Annotated in this window: 9 protein-coding genes; 5 read left to right on the forward strand and 4 right to left on the reverse strand. The window is 46.4% G+C overall.

Going from position 1 to position 16,452, the window contains the following annotated elements:
* Nucleotides 1-88: 88 nt before the first annotated feature.
* Both nadB and QVP90_RS17125 read left to right on the forward strand, forming a co-directional pair.
* Nucleotides 89-1,660, forward strand: a complete 1,572-nt coding sequence (gene nadB, locus QVP90_RS17120) for an L-aspartate oxidase (protein WP_005928049.1) — start codon at nucleotides 89-91, stop codon at nucleotides 1,658-1,660.
* A gap of 139 nt (nucleotides 1,661-1,799) precedes the next feature.
* Nucleotides 1,800-4,679, forward strand: a complete 2,880-nt coding sequence (locus QVP90_RS17125) for a TIM-barrel domain-containing protein (protein ID WP_021937099.1) — start codon at nucleotides 1,800-1,802, stop codon at nucleotides 4,677-4,679.
* 2 nt (nucleotides 4,680-4,681) lie between these two features.
* Here QVP90_RS17125 and QVP90_RS17130 read toward each other — a convergent pair whose 3' ends face one another.
* The 4 genes from QVP90_RS17130 to QVP90_RS17145 all read right to left on the reverse strand — a co-directional run bounded on the left by QVP90_RS17130 (nucleotide 4,682) and on the right by QVP90_RS17145 (nucleotide 10,582).
* The gene (locus QVP90_RS17130) at nucleotides 4,682-6,967 is read right to left on the reverse strand and encodes an alpha-N-acetylglucosaminidase (RefSeq protein WP_005928056.1); all 2,286 of its coding nucleotides are present in this window, start codon (nucleotides 6,965-6,967) and stop codon (nucleotides 4,682-4,684) included.
* Between the two features lie 157 nt (nucleotides 6,968-7,124).
* Nucleotides 7,125-8,012: a T9SS type A sorting domain-containing protein gene (locus tag QVP90_RS17135; RefSeq protein ID WP_005928059.1), complete on the reverse strand. Its 888-nt coding sequence runs from the start codon at nucleotides 8,010-8,012 to the stop codon at nucleotides 7,125-7,127.
* Between the two features lie 40 nt (nucleotides 8,013-8,052).
* Entirely contained in the window at nucleotides 8,053-9,288 is a 1,236-nt protein-coding gene (locus QVP90_RS17140; RefSeq protein ID WP_005928062.1) for a glycoside hydrolase family 88 protein, read from the reverse strand.
* Between the two features lie 187 nt (nucleotides 9,289-9,475).
* A complete protein-coding gene (locus tag QVP90_RS17145; protein WP_021937100.1) occupies nucleotides 9,476-10,582 on the reverse strand; it encodes an alginate lyase family protein in 1,107 nt (368 codons plus the stop codon).
* Between the two features lie 364 nt (nucleotides 10,583-10,946).
* On the opposite strand from QVP90_RS17145, the gene QVP90_RS17150 reads away from it, so the two are divergent.
* From QVP90_RS17150 to QVP90_RS17160, 3 genes are all read left to right on the forward strand, one after another.
* Nucleotides 10,947-11,882: a hypothetical protein gene (locus QVP90_RS17150; protein ID WP_005928067.1), complete on the forward strand. Its 936-nt coding sequence runs from the start codon at nucleotides 10,947-10,949 to the stop codon at nucleotides 11,880-11,882.
* Nucleotides 11,879-14,266, forward strand: coding sequence for a polysaccharide lyase family 8 super-sandwich domain-containing protein (locus QVP90_RS17155; protein ID WP_021937101.1), 2,388 nt, complete (start codon nucleotides 11,879-11,881; stop codon nucleotides 14,264-14,266). The genes QVP90_RS17150 and QVP90_RS17155 overlap by 4 nt, the downstream gene beginning before the upstream one ends.
* A gap of 158 nt (nucleotides 14,267-14,424) precedes the next feature.
* Nucleotides 14,425-16,242, forward strand: a complete 1,818-nt coding sequence (locus QVP90_RS17160) for a glycoside hydrolase family 35 protein (RefSeq protein ID WP_021937102.1) — start codon at nucleotides 14,425-14,427, stop codon at nucleotides 16,240-16,242.
* The last annotated feature ends 210 nt before the right edge of the window (nucleotides 16,243-16,452 follow it).

Genomic DNA, 16,452 nt, shown 5'->3' on the forward strand with positions numbered 1-16,452 from the left:
CCAAGTTAGCAATTTTATGAATTAATGGCAACGAAAAGTACAATGAAAACAGTTATTTTGTAGTTTTGCGGTAATAAACATTTAGATTATGGTTAAAAAGTTCGATTTCCTCGTCATCGGTTCCGGTATTGCCGGAATGAGTTTTGCCCTGAAAGTGGCACACAAAGGAAAAGTAGCCCTTATCTGTAAAAGCGGTTTGGAAGAAGCCAACACCTATTTTGCACAAGGAGGAGTAGCCTCGGTCACCAATCTGCTGGTAGACAATTTCGATAAACACATAGAAGATACGATGATTGCCGGTGACTGGATAAGCGATCGCGCCGCCGTAGAAAAAGTCGTACGCGAAGCTCCCGCACAAATTGAAGCGCTCATCAACTGGGGAGTGGATTTTGATAAAAATGAAAAAGGCGAGTTCGACCTGCACCGCGAAGGAGGGCACTCGGAATTCCGCATTCTCCACCACAAAGACAATACCGGCGCCGAAATACAGGACAGTCTTATCAGAGCCGTACAACGGCATCCCAATATTACGGTTATCGAAAATCATTTCGCCATTGAGATACTGACACAGCACCATTTAGGGGTAACCGTTACCCGCCAGACACCGGACATCAAATGCTACGGCGCTTACATTCTCGACCCGAAAACCGGAAAGGTAGATACCTATCTGGCCAAGGTGACGCTGATGGCAACCGGCGGCGTAGGAGCCGTATACCAGACAACGACCAATCCGTTGGTAGCTACCGGAGACGGCATCGCCATGGTTTACCGTGCCAAAGGAACGGTGAAAGACATGGAGTTCGTGCAGTTCCACCCGACAGCGCTCTATCATCCGGGCGACCGTCCGTCTTTCCTGATTACCGAAGCCATGCGCGGATACGGTGCCGTGCTCCGTACGATGGACGGTAAAGAGTTCATGCAAAAGTATGACCCGCGCCTTTCACTCGCACCACGGGACATCGTAGCACGTGCCATCGACAACGAAATGAAGAACCGGGGAGACGACCACGTTTACCTTGACGTGACCCATAAAGACCCGGAAGAGACCAAAAAACATTTCCCGAACATCTACGAGAAATGTCTCAGCTTAGGCATCGACATCACAAAAGACTATATCCCGGTAGCCCCGGCAGCCCATTATCTATGCGGAGGTATCCTGGTGGACCTGAATGCACAATCATCCATCGAACGCCTCTATGCGGTAGGCGAATGTTCCTGCACCGGCTTGCACGGCGGCAACCGCTTGGCATCCAATTCACTGATCGAAGCTGTGGTCTATGCCGATGCGGCCGCCAGACACACGTTAGAGGTAATAGACCGGTATACCTACAACGAAGAAATTCCCGAATGGAACGATGAAGGTACCCGCTCACCGGAAGAGATGGTACTGATTACCCAAAGCATGAAAGAGGTAAACCAGATAATGAGTACCTACGTGGGTATCGTCCGCAGCGACCTCCGGCTCAAACGCGCATGGGATCGTCTGGACATCCTTTATGAAGAGACGGAAAGCCTGTTCAAGCGTAGCGTAGCCTCCAAAGAGATCTGCGAATTGCGCAACATGATCAATGTGGGTTATCTCATCATGCGTCAGGCTATGGAACGCAAGGAAAGCCGTGGATTGCATTACACGATCGATTATCCACACGCCAAGCAATAAGGCCATTACAGATACACTTATTTCGCAGATTACACGGATTCTTATCACACCATCCGTGTAATCTGCGCTTTAAAAGAGCATATCACTCTTTTTACATACCCTCACGACACCGAATAATCACCTCTAAAACTACCCGATCATGAAGATGAAAAACATATATCCTCTGCTGGCAATCCTATTACTGCCCCTGTCACACGCAGCAGCAACAGACCACGAAACCACCAAGGACGGTGTCATCATCCGTCTCAAACAGAAAAGACCGGAAGATGTACAATCCATCCGTCTGCAAGTTATCAACGAGAAGATTATCCATGTATCGGCTACTCCCGAACGAACCTTTTCAGCGAAACCCAGTCTCATTTCCGTGTTCGATACCGGAAAACATCATCCCGACTTTACCGTCAAAGAAGAAAAAGAGTCAATCATTCTGTCTACCAGATCCTTGCATGCACGGATAAGCCTTAACACCGGAGAAATCGGCTTCACTGACCCGGCAGGAAACCCTATCCTGAACGAAAACGAAGGGGGAGGAAAAACATTCCGCGCCATCGAGGTGGAGAACACCAAAGGATACGAACTCCGGCAGGTATTCGAGAGCTCCGACGATGAAGCATTTTACGGATTAGGACAGCATCAGGCCGATGAATTCAACTACAAGGGAAAAAACGAGGAACTGTTCCAATACAATACCAAAGTAGCCGTACCTTTCGTCCTTTCCAATAAGAACTACGGGATCTTATGGGACAATTATTCATTGAGCCGTTTTGGCGATCCACGGGACTATGCGCAGCTAAACGAAGCATTCCGGCTGTACGATAAAGAAGGCCGGGAAGGAGGACTGACAGGAACCTATATTCCCCATCCACAAAGAGGGAAAGATACACTGGTGCGTACGGAACCTTTTCTCTATTTCGAAAACTTGAAAGCCAACCGTGAATACCTCCCCGAAGGCTTTCCGCTGATGGGGGCCAACGTTACCTTTGAAGGCGAACTGGAAGCCTCAGAGAGCGGTTTACATCGCTTTCTGCTCTATTATGCCGGATATGTAAAAGTATACCTCGACAACGAATTGCTGGTACCCGAACGCTGGCGCACGGCATGGAACCCCAACAGCTATAAGTTCACTGCCAACCTGCCAACCGGAAAACGAATCCCCCTGCGCATCGAATGGAAGCCCGATGGCGGCGAATCGTATTGCGGCCTGCGAGTGCTTACTCCCGTAACGGACAAAGAACAGAACAAGCTGTCGCTATTCAGCGAAATGGGTAATGAAATCGACTATTACTTTATCTACGGCAATTCCATGGATGAAGTGATCAGTGGATACCGTACACTGACAGGCAAAGCGCAGATCATGCCCAAATGGGCGATGGGCTTCTGGCAGAGCCGCGAAAAATACAATACCCGCCGCGAATTGCTGGATGTACTCTGCGAGTTCCGCCGTCGCCGAATTCCTCTCGACAACATCGTCATCGACTGGAACCACTGGCCGGAAAATGCCTGGGGAAGCCATGAATTCGATTTGAAGCGTTTCCCCGACCCGAAAGGAATGGTAGACTCCATACATGCCCTGAACGCCAAAATCATGATCAGCGTATGGCCCAAGTTCTACACAAATACCGGACATTTCAAGGAATTCGAGGAAAAAGGATGGATGTATATGCAATCGGTGCGCGACAGCCTGCGCGACTGGGTAGGACCGAGATACAGATACGGCTTCTACGATGCCTACGACCCGGAAGCCCGGAAGCTATTCTGGAAACAGATGCAGGACCATTACTGTCCGTTGGGCATCGATGCCTGGTGGATGGATGCCTCGGAACCCAATGTACGCGATTGTACGGACATGCAATACCGTAAGGCACTTTGCGGACCGACCGCTCTGGGGCCGTCGACCCAGTACTTCAACGCTTATGCCTTGATGAACGCCGAAGCCATCTACGACGGACAACGCAAGATGGATCCCGATCGCCGAGTTTTCCTACTCACACGCTCCGGATTTGCCGGGCTGCAACATTACAGCACAGCCACTTGGAGCGGAGACATCGCCACCCGGTGGGAAGATATGAAAACACAGATCTCCGCCGGACTGAACTTTGCCATGAGCGGCATCCCCTACTGGACGATGGACATAGGAGGATTCTGTGTAGAACGCCGCTACGAAAAGGCACAGCGCGAATGGAACCAGACGAAAAAGGAGAATGCGGATTACAAAGAGTGGCGCGAACTAAACGCACGCTGGTATCAATTCGGTGCTTTCTGTCCGCTTTACCGCTCGCACGGACAGTTTCCTTACCGCGAGATATGGAACATCGCCCCGGAAGGGCATCCTGCTTATCAATCAATGGTTTACTACACCCGGCTGCGATACCGGATGATACCTTACATATATTCATTAGCAGGCATGACACATTTCAATGATTATACGATCATGCGCGCGCTGGTCATGGACTTCGGCAAGGACAAGAACGTATTAGACATCAGCGACCAGTTCATGTTCGGCCCTGCATTGATGGCCTGCCCGGTATATACCTATAAAGCCCGCCAGCGCAAAGTCTATTTCCCGGATGGCAACGGATGGTATGACTTCTACACCGGAAAGTACATTACAGGCGGACAAACACTTACCGTAGATGCCCCCTATGAACAGATTCCGCTCTATGTCCGTTCGGGCGCCATCCTCCCTTACGGTCCGGACCTGCAATACACAGGTGAGAAAACAGCTTCCGAAATCATTTTATACGTTTACACCGGACAGGATGGGGCATTTACTCTCTACGAAGACGAAAATGAAAACTACAACTATGAAAAAGGCCAATATTCCATGATACCTTTCAAGTATGACGAAGCCACCCGTTCGCTGACCATCGGCAAGCGTCAGGGAGAATTTTCCGGGATGCTAAAAGAGAGGACTTTCCGTATTGTTACGGTAAGCCCTACCCAAATGCAGGCTTTCGACCCGGATGCATCCGGCAAAACCATCACTTACAACGGAGGCAAACAGACCATCCGGCTTTGACCTTACAAATCTTCGCCCAGATTCTCGTAAGTGCGTTCATCCCGTGACGGTTTGATGAGTTTTATACTGTCAGTATAATACTCTTGAGAAAGCTTAAAATACTTTTTAAACAGACGTTTGACTATATCGACCTCATCCCCTTCAGTCGCGGGGATACGCGCTTTCCCATAGGTATCTACATAAGATAGTTCCCACTCTGCCAGTGCATGATAAAAATCATTGGCACGGAAAGCCTCTCTGCCGTAAATCTGTGGCAGACCGGCCTCCTCATAAGAAGTCCCTTCATCCAGATGTTGCTGCAACATGGTATAGAACTTCTGCCATCGCGGAAGATAATAGCCGTTTATCAATCCGGCCCATTCCCGCCATGAATAATCAAAAATACGCGGATCTCCATCGGCTCCCCAGATAGTGACCAGAGAAGTGGCATCGCGTTCCATCTGATTCTTTTCCTCTTCCGTCTCTCCCCAACTACGGGCCTCGGTCAGCCATCGGTCGAAACTATATTCGCTTCGTGTACGCAACAAGGTATCCATATCGGCAAGCATTCCGAGAAAACGTCCCGAATGAAGTGTAAAAGCCTCCCGGTCTTTACTCCGGAACGCCTCGGCAGCCTTACGATGAATGAGTTGTCCCAAATTAGTCATCATCTGCCGTTGTACATCTACAAGATCGAAACGATAGGGGCGGGAAGCCGATAACTTGTCGGCATCTTCCAGCAACAGGCTCTGGGCACGAATAATCAAAGCCGGATCATAAGGAATCTCAAGACCGGCATTCGGACCGGACTTTTTCACATCCAATGCAGGGCGTGCGGCAACAATAGAACTTTTCTCCGTCCCATTCGTTCCCTGACGGTACGGCCCCTCGAGCAACAACATCCACGCTTTCTGCGTGGCCGGTGAAAAAGCACCGTAACGGCGGGTAGCATACTGCTTCAACCAAGCGCGCAGATCAATACTGTCCGGATGGCAAGGCATTTCAAAAGCCAATTCATAATATACCGGATTCTGCTCGATAGCTTCCATAAACAGCCCCGAACCACAGACAGCAGGATTCAAACGTTTCGCTTTACTGTATTGATTGGAAGCAAGAAGTGCCAGATCACCATGCATATTGATACGTCCGCCGAAATTATGCAGATTCCCCACCACAGTAGGATATCCCCAGAATTCCGCTTTCGAAGTACTGCTGCCACGTAAATCAAGAATCAGCAAAGCCTCTTTAGGGACGGCTTTTACAATAGCTTCGCGCAAGCTCCACGACTGCATTGCCCAAGTGCTTTGAGGATCGAACTCCCGGAAAAGACGATGGATGGTTTCCCCCACAGCTTTCAGGTATTCGGGCGTATCTACCGGAGGCGCACTTTCATGAAAAGGATCGGCGGCATAAACTCCGTGAGCGCCAAACAAACGGGCCTGCTCCTCAAGAAAAACCCGCCCCATACGGGTAAACAACGAATCGGTAGGATCCAACTGAGCCGCACCTTTGAAACCGCACCAGGAACGTTGTTGATTGATATTTGCCGTGGGGTATTTATCTTTTAACTCACGGGGAACGTAACCGGAAAATCCTTGCTGGATAGGCTGCATACCCAATTCCAATTGCCGTGCTATGATTTTCTTCCCTAAAGCGGCATGCCTGTCAATTACGGATTTCGGAAGAGGACCGCCATAACTTTGCAGGTTCTGCATCCATTGCCAGGCAGCATGTCCGGGCCCGGCAAGAAAGGCACGTGCTTCTCGGTCACTGAAATTGAAATGCAACAATGTATTGTACCATACCGCATCCAAACCGATGGTGAAAAGCGGCATATTAACGGAATTCATAGCCATGAAATCCAGTTCTTTTTGCCAGCGTTCCCAATCCCACCAGGCAGCAGTGTAGCTGACAGTACAGTAATTCATGTATACGCGATAACGCCCGTTGATAACACGGCGTTCCCTTTCGCGAGGCTGAGGCAGTTTCTCCGGAAGGTTCAACTGATTGCCAAACCAGGAAACATGTGCCTGACAGGTATACTTCAAATACCAATTGAAAGCAGTGGCCAAAGCAACAGGAGTATTACCACGCAAAATGATTTCTTTACCGTTTCCGTCTACTTCATAAACATCGACGCCATTATCCGGTGCAATGATCTCCAACCGGTATTGGGAAGAATAGCCGGGAGTAACCCGTTCGATAAGCTCATAGATTGCTTTCGTATCTTTATTTGCACCATAAGCCGGTAACAAAAAGATACTAAACAAGAAGATGAAAGTGATTTTGTTTTTACTGATTAAATTCATGGTGTCCAAATATTAAAATTGCGCATCTTTATCCTACATTATATACATTGCTGCATATCAACGGACAAAGATGCGCATTCTTTTTTAATTATCCCAATTATATCCTAATACCTTATGATGTAAACCGTCTCCGGCATTTCAAAATAAAGATACTTATTTATTTAACTATTACCTTACGGACTGTTTCTCCGTCTGCTGTTTGCAGCTTCACAATATAAAGCCCGCCGTCAGTAAGACTGATAGTATCAGCTCCTCCATCAGTAGTTTTCTGAGCAACCATCGAACCCAATGTATTAAATACGGTTACCATACCGGCTGCACCTTCAAAAGAGATGCCGTTGTCAATAGAGCGGACTTTGAAGTCATCTTTCTCAGAAGATACATCGATGATACTTACACCTTCGGGAATTTCACCATAGCCTACTTCCAAATCGTCGATATAGCGAACTCCATTGCTTCTGAGCTGAATATCGAATGAAGTAAGATCGAGTTTGGCAAGCTCTACATAAATACCATATTGTTTCCATTCGGTAGTAAGCTCTACATAAGGAACTTTAGACCACGCATCACTATCACCACCATTGTTTTTCGGGTCGTACAACTGAGTAGCTCCAATATACATTTTCGTCCCGTCCGTATCACTCTTTGCCCAAAATGTATAATAGAAATCATCTCCTCTGTCTATAAAAAACGGATCGGCAATATAATCCTCTGCATAAACACTCGATACTTGAGTAACACCTACATGCCAACTAAACCAAGTAGATACAATACCGGTAGCGATAATCTTACAAGCCTTATCAGCTTCCCCGTCACGGTTCTCTGCCTTTTCAAAAGTCACTTCTACCTTATTGCTACCCGAAGTCCAGTTATTGTTTGAAGGAGATACCCAGCCGGCCGGTCTCACACCTATTACATTTTCATCTGCATCCTTGATGTCTACCCAACTATCAAAACTGGTATTATAACCATCTACAAAATAAGATTGTGCATTCATGTTTGCACTTACCAATAACAATGCTACTGCGTAAAATAATTTTCTCATACGAATTGATTTAAAAAGTTAATAATTATGTTATTGAAATTCATTTCTTCGAATTGTAATGCTCATACCGGTTCAAAGCTTCCAGAAAATAATAATCGGCATAAACCAAAGGAACATCAATCTCCTGACCATGAGGTATACTACCGACGCTATGCATCAGAATAAAGTTATTGTTAGTGCCCGGTACCGCCCGGTAAGCCGGAGAAGAGAGCGACTTAAGTATCTTCACAGCCGCATCGTAGTACGTATCTTCATTCGGTACGTACGTAGCCAGTTCCAGAAAGGCAGAAGCAGCAATAGCCGCTGCCGATGCATCACGGGGAACTACTTTGAAACGGTCGGGATCATATTTCCAATCGGGAACATAGCCTTCCTGCCCGGCATTAAAGTCCCAATACGGTACCCCGTCTTCCGGAAGATTCGGATGGTTGAGCCAATAATCCGCCGTATGTACGGCTATTTCCAAAAAATTAGGATTCTTCGTTTCACGATAAGCCATTGTATAGCCATAAATAGCCCATGCCTGTCCGCGTGCCCATGCCGAATTATCAGAAAATCCCTGACAGGTAGCCTGATGAAGTACTTTTCCCGTCAACGTATCATAATCTACCACATGATAATTGCTATAATCTTCGCGCAACTGATTCTTTGCAGTCGTCTCCGCATGAGTGGTTGCTATCTTGGCATATCTCGTGTCACCCGTTACTTTAGAAGCAAAATAGAGCAACTCCAGATTCATCATATTATCAATAATCACCGGATAAAACCATTCATCCTTTCCATTCCATGCCTTACGGTAGTTCCATGATTTGATACATCCGGTCACTTCACTGAAACGGGTAGTTAAAGAATTGGCAGCTTCAATAATTACATCCTTATATTCTTCTTTACCTGTAAGCCTATATCCGTTACCAAAACTGCAATAGATAAGGAAACCGATATCATGATGGCTTGTCAGCTTTTTCATCGGTTCCAAAGCTTCCGTCCATTTGACGGCACTCTGTTTCCAACTCTCTTCACGGTTATGTTCATAGATATACCATAGACATCCCGGATAGAATCCTTCCGTCCAGTCATTCTTCGGAGTGGCAATCAACTGTCCGTCCTTGCCCGTAGTACGTGGGTACACAGTAGGTTCGGGAACCGCTTTCAGTTGATTACTCAAATGCTGTTCGGCAACTAAAAAATCATCTTCAATGAGTGCTTTCTTCTTATCCGCTTGCATGCAAGACATGCAAAGAGAGCAACTCAACAATAATAGTCCAATAATTCGCATATAGGTTGACATTTTCATTATATATTCTTTCTCAGTAGCTGTTTAGTAGTAGTCAAGTAGTTAAGTAGTTATCACTTCGTTAGTAGTAAGTAGCAGATAGTATATAGCTTAACAATCAGTAGTATCCTACTTGACTACTTTAACTACTTAACTACTTGACTACTAATCGGCTAATTGACTACTAAAATCACTCTTCTTCACCGTAATACCAGCGCAGATTGCTAAGGGTGAGCCGCCAGGTATAAAATGGGTTACCGCCCCGATACTTATCAACAGCACGTAGAAGGTCTTGATCCATTTCGAGAAGCTCATCGGCAACATACATTGTTCCGGCAGGGCTATAAGGTTTATTATAATCACTACGTTTTTTATCGGGTGCCCATTCCGTTTCTACAAATTCCGTATGCGGATTCTTCGCCGGGTCCAATAAATAAGGTTTCCAGAAATCGACACTTTTCTTAATAGAAGCCCCCCAGTTCACGTCTTGCGCATAAAATTCATCAGCTACCTTATATCCTTCATAACAGGCCATTCCATGACAGATTTCGGCAAAGAACAGTAAATCATAAGAATGGTAAGCAAAAGCATCACGACCCATCAAATCAGTAGTAGTACCATTGGCGTATAGATTATTTTTCACCCAACCGGAATACCTGTTTCTGAAATAAGTATTCACTACATTTTTATCATTCAATGCCGAACCGTAATAATAAAATTGCTGCATAAGACAAGTTCCCCAGTTATTATCGCGTAAATCATTATCCTTAATGAATACATTGATACGCTTTCTGAACCATCCGTCTATCTCGTCTCTATCTGCCTGCGAAATCACATTGCGAATAATACTATATCCCTCTACAGCCGGTGTATATACACTTTCGTGAATATTTGATTTGGATACGGCCACATTCACCTTTCCCCACGCCTTCAAGTATTCAACAGCTTTATTCAGAAATTTATCGTCTTGTGAGAATGCATAAACCACGCAAAGCTGGTAGATAGCGTTCATTTCACCACTTATATCCACATTATTAGGATTGTTGGAGGTTGAAACGACAGGAGTGGTTTTCCGGTCATTGTTCACAATTGTTTCCGCCGGATTTCTCATCTGTTTGATGTAAGCGCTCTTAGGAGGATTATTACCTTTCTTCTCAATATCTTCTTTCATCTTATCATAATGATAACGAGTCATCATCAGATTGGGAAACATTAAATCTACATTGTCCGTAGATTGAGCTTTTCCGGTAAGCGAAGTGCCTACCAACAGGAACAGGAGTAAAATGTGCTTTTTCATCGTCTATTATATTAATGTAACCAATACGGAAACAGTTGTCGCCAACTGATCACAGAGACAAATGTAGAGAAGATGCAGCAGACTGAGGTTGATGTATTGTATCGGCAGTAGTATCGAATTATCTTTCGGACAATATAATCCCATAATACGGATAAAAACACCCACAGGCCGCTAAAAATGCGGAAAACAGAGAAGAACTTTCTTCAAGACAAGAACAAAGGGACACCTGAGGGAATATAATCCCCATTTCGTCCAACGGACAATAAAATCATCTATTTCGGACAATAGGCAACATCCCATTTTCACAACATCCTCTACTTTTGTAAGTAGTAAAACAAAATCAGCCTCACAAATTGATTGAATTATGAAAAACAAGATCATTACTTCCGCGCTGTTAGCAGCATTTATCTCTTTTTCCGGCAATATGTTCGCACAAGAACTTTTCCGGGCAGACTTTGAAACTTATGAAACAACTCCTTATTTCTTCCGCTTCGGCAACACAGGAAAACGGGGAGACTATAAACCCAAATCACGTTGGATGTATTCACACGAAGTGATAGACAATCCGGCATCCGCCGAAGGCAACCATTCGGGAAAAGTACTGAAATATGCCTCTATGGAAGCACGCAACTACGGATTGAAATTTCTCTTTGACACGCCTATCTCCATCGACGACCTGAAAGTAGTAGAGTTTATGATCTATCAACCGCTCAATGTGATCGGTAAAGAAACAGACGATTGGGAAGACCCGGCAGAGAAACAAGACATCTGTATCAAACTGCTTTCGAAATTCAATACAACGAATGATCTTATACAGGACGAGGGCATACTTCTCAATAAATCGGTTTATGACTTTACCACGGAAGGAAAATGGATTACCTACACATTCACATTCAACAAAGCCGCCTATTCCAGCCAGATAAGCAAATTCACCAATGGAGTATTGGGAATAGCCATACTGCCGACCTACAACTCGAATGTCGTGCTGTATGAAGACCAACAGCACGTCTGCTATATCGATAATATCGTAGTAAACCCTTCACCGACAGGTATCTCCGGCCCGAATACCGAAAAGACGGCAATCGAGTACAGCGACGGAAAACTCACCCTTTGCGGTGCAGAAAACGGCCCTGCCAATATCACCGTCTATGACACGAACGGATGTGCAGTGACAGCAGCAGAGATTACCGTAGAAAACGGAAAAGCTTCATTGGCTTTACCACTTGATAATAATAAGGTATATCTGGTAAACGTAGTAACACAAAATCAATGTTATCGTCAAAAGATCAGTAAACTATGAGACAGATACTAACCTGTTTGATACTAATCGGCCTCTTGTGTACCGGTGATCTATATGCAACAGACAACGGAAAGAAAGAAACCATCCGCCGTTTGCGACAAGAGTTTGCCAGACACATCAGCGGAACTCCTGTTACCAACTATACGTTAGCGGAATCCCTGTCCTTGATCGATGCAGACGGACGTTTTACCGATAAGCGCCCGGAAGAGGAGATCATTATCCGCAACAACTATGCCGCCGGAACCAACATGGCGCACTGTATCCAAATCAACAACCTGACCCGGGACTGTTTTGAACGGTTGCAGGTTATAGCCGATTCATACCGTGGAGTAAAAGGACTCGACCCGTCGGACAAGGGAGTACAAACCTTATTACGCGGCATTGCCTTCTACGGTAAGATGGAAAACGAGCGTAACAACGATGCCCCCGGACGCTTCCATGCCTCCTGCTTCGCCACCCCGCGTGCCGCAGTCAAAACCTACTTTGCCTTGCTCGATCTGATGGACCGTATCGAGGCAGGAGAAGTGAAAGATTCGATTGCCCTTGCAGCGCATCAGAAACTGTTCGATGTAGGTTTCCAGTCATGGACACAACCTTACAGACACGATGAAACGGATAAGAATGTAGTAAGCGTGGAACGATTCCGCAAGCACGTCTGGTGGGTAGGAGGCAATGCACTCGACTATCGCCCGGTACTGGAAGCAGCCGTGATGATGAGTTCCATCCCGATGATAGATGTATTGTCCGAAGTAGCGATCGGTTCGTTATCCGTAGTTTCGCAAACCACTTACGACGACGCTTTCTGGACAGAAGGAACTACCGCCGACGGTGCCGGATGGGGACATGGAATGCAATGCCTTGTATGGGGATATCCCATCGACGGGCTAAAAGGAACTTTCCGCATATTGAAACACCTGCAAGGCTCACCGTGGGCCAAACAACTTTCGCGGGAAAATGTAGAGGTGGTGCTTCACTATATCCGTTGTTCCGCTTTCTATCACCACAAAGGCATCATCCCACCGTTGGTAGACAGAGGAAACATGACGCGGAAAAACAACCGCCGTGGCAATGTGCCTTCACACATCCTTGCCAAGACATTATTGGCAGACTGGCGTACATCACTCACTTCCGAAGAAATACAAGAACTGGAACAGTTCACCGAAGAGTCTTCCCGCCTAAATGTGCAAATGACATCCGCCCCCGACGGATATTATCACGGAACCCGCTATTTTTATAACAACGACGACCTGATCAAGAAAACGAACGATTATTACCTCTTCATCAATATGGGCTCCATCCGGGTGGATGGTTTGGAAAGTGCTTATCCCGGTGCTGCCGGTTATAATTTCTACAGTGCCGACGGAGTAACCCTGTTTCAGCGGGATGGCAGTGAATACCGCCATATTATCGGCGCCATGAATCTCACTGCATGGCCGGGAGTCACTACCCGCCAGACTCCCACCGCATTGAAACCAATCGAGAATTGGAGCGGTTATACCAGTTCTTACAATTTTGCCGCCGGCGCCACCGATGGAAAAGGAGACTTCGCTACCGGATTTATCTATCAGAAGATAAACGCCAAGATGAAAGAAAATCCCGGTAACTCCGAGGCTAAAGATGTCAATAAGGACATATATGGCGTACGTGCATACAAAAGCTATTTCATGTTCGACGACTTATTCCTTGCATTAGGAGCAGGGATTACGAATCTCTCACCGGAAAAGGAGGGGGATATCACAACTACCATCGAACAGACTTACAGCCCGACCGCACCGGAAACAGTAAAAAAAGGAAAAATCGACTGGATATGCCACGAAGGTTTTGCTTACGGAATAATCCCGAAAGAGACATCCGGCGAAATGAAATGGCGTCGTGAAGAACGTACTACCGACTGGAAACGGCTTTGCAAAGCCAATACCGAACCGGAAACGACTGTTCCCGTATTCCAGATGGAAATTGTACACGGGCGGGAGATAAAAGACGCTACTTATGCCTACATGGTGAACTGTAAAGGCGAACTTCCCAAAGCAATACCGAACGTACTTGCCAACACCACACAGCTACAAGCAGCAGAAAATCCGGAAAAGACCAAATTGGGTGCCGTCTATTTCGATGCTTCCGCTACAGCCAAAGGAAAGTTGGGAACATTCAGAGTATCGTCACCGGCAGCCCTGTTTGCAGAAAAGAAAGACGGCAAACTGATACTGACCGTTACAGATGCTTTCATGAAGAAAGACTTGAACAACCTGACTGTATATACTTCCGTACCCGTCACAGGCGAGGAGGTCACCAAACAGAAAAAAGGAGTCTATGAAATCAAAGTGCCCCTCCCGACAGGAGCACAATGCGGACAACCCGCCACCATCACCCTAAAACTCCTCTAACACTCTATAAATCGACCTGTATGGAAAAAACGCACTTTTAAGTGTAATTAATTTCCGCCTTCTATCCTCCGGCTTACGTATCATCCACATGTATCAAGGACAGAAGTGCGGAAATTAATGTACATGAAATCTAATTACCACTAAATAACTATCATTTTATGAAAAAAAAACTTTTCACTTTTCTTATGACACTGATTCTGCTGACAGGCAGCGGTACATGGGCTCAGGCACAGACAAAAGGCACACACACTTTCCGTCTGGGCGACAACCAGTTCTGGCTGGATGACAAACCTTTCCAAATCATCTCCGGCGAGATTCACCCGTCACGTATCCCGGCAGAATACTGGAAACAACGGATACAAATGATCAAAGCGATGGGTTGCAATACCGTAGCCTGCTATATTATGTGGAACTATCACGAAAGCGAACCGGGAGTGTTCGATTTTCAGACAGGCAATAAGAATCTGGAAAAATTCATCCAAACCGTACAGGATGAAGGCATGTTCCTGTTATTCCGTCCGGGACCTTACGTCTGCGGCGAATGGGACTTTGGCGGACTTCCTCCTTATCTGCTCTCCATACCGGATATAAAAATCCGTTGTATGGACACCCGGTATACATCGGCAGTAGAGCGCTATGTAGACAAGATCGCCCCCATCATAAAGAAATATGAGATCACCAACGGCGGCCCTATCATCATGGTACAGGTAGAAAACGAATACGGAAGCTATGGCAACGACCGTATTTACATGAAATGGATGCACGACCTTTGGCGTGACAAAGGCATCGAAGTACCTTTCTATACGGCAGACGGAGCCACTCCTTATATGCTCGAAGCAGGAACACTGCCGGGAGTAGCCATCGGACTGGACCCGGCCGCCTCAAAAGCAGAATTCGACGAAGCCCTGAAGGTACATCCCGATGCCAGTGTTTTCTGTTCCGAACTTTATCCGGGATGGCTTACCCACTGGCGTGAAGAGTGGCAACATCCGTCCATCGAGAAAATTACCACAGACGTAAAGTGGCTGCTCGATAACGGCAAGTCATTCAACTATTACGTTATCCATGGCGGAACCAACTTCGGTTTCTGGGCCGGAGCCAACTCTCCGCAACCCGGAACATACCAACCGGACGTAACGAGCTACGACTATGATGCGCCTATCAATGAGATGGGCCAGGCTACTCCCAAATACATGGCTTTGCGTGAACTGACCCAGAAATACAGCAAAAAGAAACTGGCACCGATCCCCGACCCTATACCTACCATCACATTCCCGGCCACGGAAACGAAAAGATATACAAGCATCTGGGACAACCTGCCTGCCGCCAAACAAATCGTACAGCCGGTTCCGATGGAAATGATGAAACAATACGAAGGAATGATCTTGTATCGCACCAAACTGATCGGTCATAAAAGCGGTAAGCTCCGTGTAGACGAGGTGCACGACTACGCAACCGTCTTTTTGAACGGACGTTATATCGGAAGCATCGACCGTACCCTGGGCCAGCATACCATCGACCTCCCGGTATCCAATGTAGAAAATCCGGTTCTGGACATTCTGGTAGAAAGCATGGGACGCATCAACTTTGCCGCACAGATGATCGACCGCAAAGGTATTACCGACCGGGTTACCCTGAACGGCATGACACTGATGAACTGGGAGGCATTCAATATACCGATGTCATCGGAATATGTATCCAATCTGAAAGAAAGCGATACGGTTCGTCCGGGCATGTTCTTCAAAACCACTCTGCAACTCGACAAAGCCGGAGATTGCTATATCGATCTGAAAGACTTCACAAAAGGACTGGTTTACGTCAACGGACACAACCTCGGCCGCTTCTGGAATGTCGGTCCGCAGTACCGTCTGTATTGTCCGGGAGTATGGTTGAAAGAGGGTACCAACGAAATTATCATCTTTGATATGCACCAGACAGAACCGGGAGTAATTCAAGGAGTGGAAACATTGGAATAAAATAGTAATAATTGGTTGTACTCTGTTGAAAACCGGTATATATTGTCTTTATTAGGGGGCATTTTTGTCCGAATACACTATTATACCATTTTACCGGTACACAGAGTACAACCCATTGCAAACAAAATGCATTTCATTTGCACAACCGTTCGGAAGAGAGTATGATCCGCCCTTCCCGCATAACGGCAAAATTATCGAGTCATTAATTTT

It is taken from the genome of Bacteroides sp. CAG:189, from assembly GCF_000432295.1.
GTDB classification, from domain to species: Bacteria; Bacteroidota; Bacteroidia; order Bacteroidales; family Bacteroidaceae; genus Bacteroides; species Bacteroides salyersiae.

Bases quoted from the DNA above. Each gene is read 5' to 3' on its own strand.
- nadB (WP_005928049.1), top strand. From the start codon at position 89: ATGGTTAAAAAGTTCGATTTCCTCGTCATCGGTTCCGGTATTGCCGGA.
- QVP90_RS17125 (WP_021937099.1), top strand. From the start codon at position 1,800: ATGAAGATGAAAAACATATATCCTCTGCTGGCAATCCTATTACTGCCC.
- QVP90_RS17130 (WP_005928056.1), bottom strand. From the start codon at position 6,967: ATGAATTTAATCAGTAAAAACAAAATCACTTTCATCTTCTTGTTTAGT.
- QVP90_RS17155 (WP_021937101.1), top strand. From the start codon at position 11,879: ATGAGACAGATACTAACCTGTTTGATACTAATCGGCCTCTTGTGTACC.
- QVP90_RS17160 (WP_021937102.1), top strand. From the start codon at position 14,425: ATGAAAAAAAAACTTTTCACTTTTCTTATGACACTGATTCTGCTGACA.
- QVP90_RS17150 (WP_005928067.1), top strand. From the start codon at position 10,947: ATGAAAAACAAGATCATTACTTCCGCGCTGTTAGCAGCATTTATCTCT.
- QVP90_RS17135 (WP_005928059.1), bottom strand. From the start codon at position 8,012: ATGAGAAAATTATTTTACGCAGTAGCATTGTTATTGGTAAGTGCAAAC.
- QVP90_RS17145 (WP_021937100.1), bottom strand. From the start codon at position 10,582: ATGAAAAAGCACATTTTACTCCTGTTCCTGTTGGTAGGCACTTCGCTT.
- QVP90_RS17140 (WP_005928062.1), bottom strand. From the start codon at position 9,288: ATGCGAATTATTGGACTATTATTGTTGAGTTGCTCTCTTTGCATGTCT.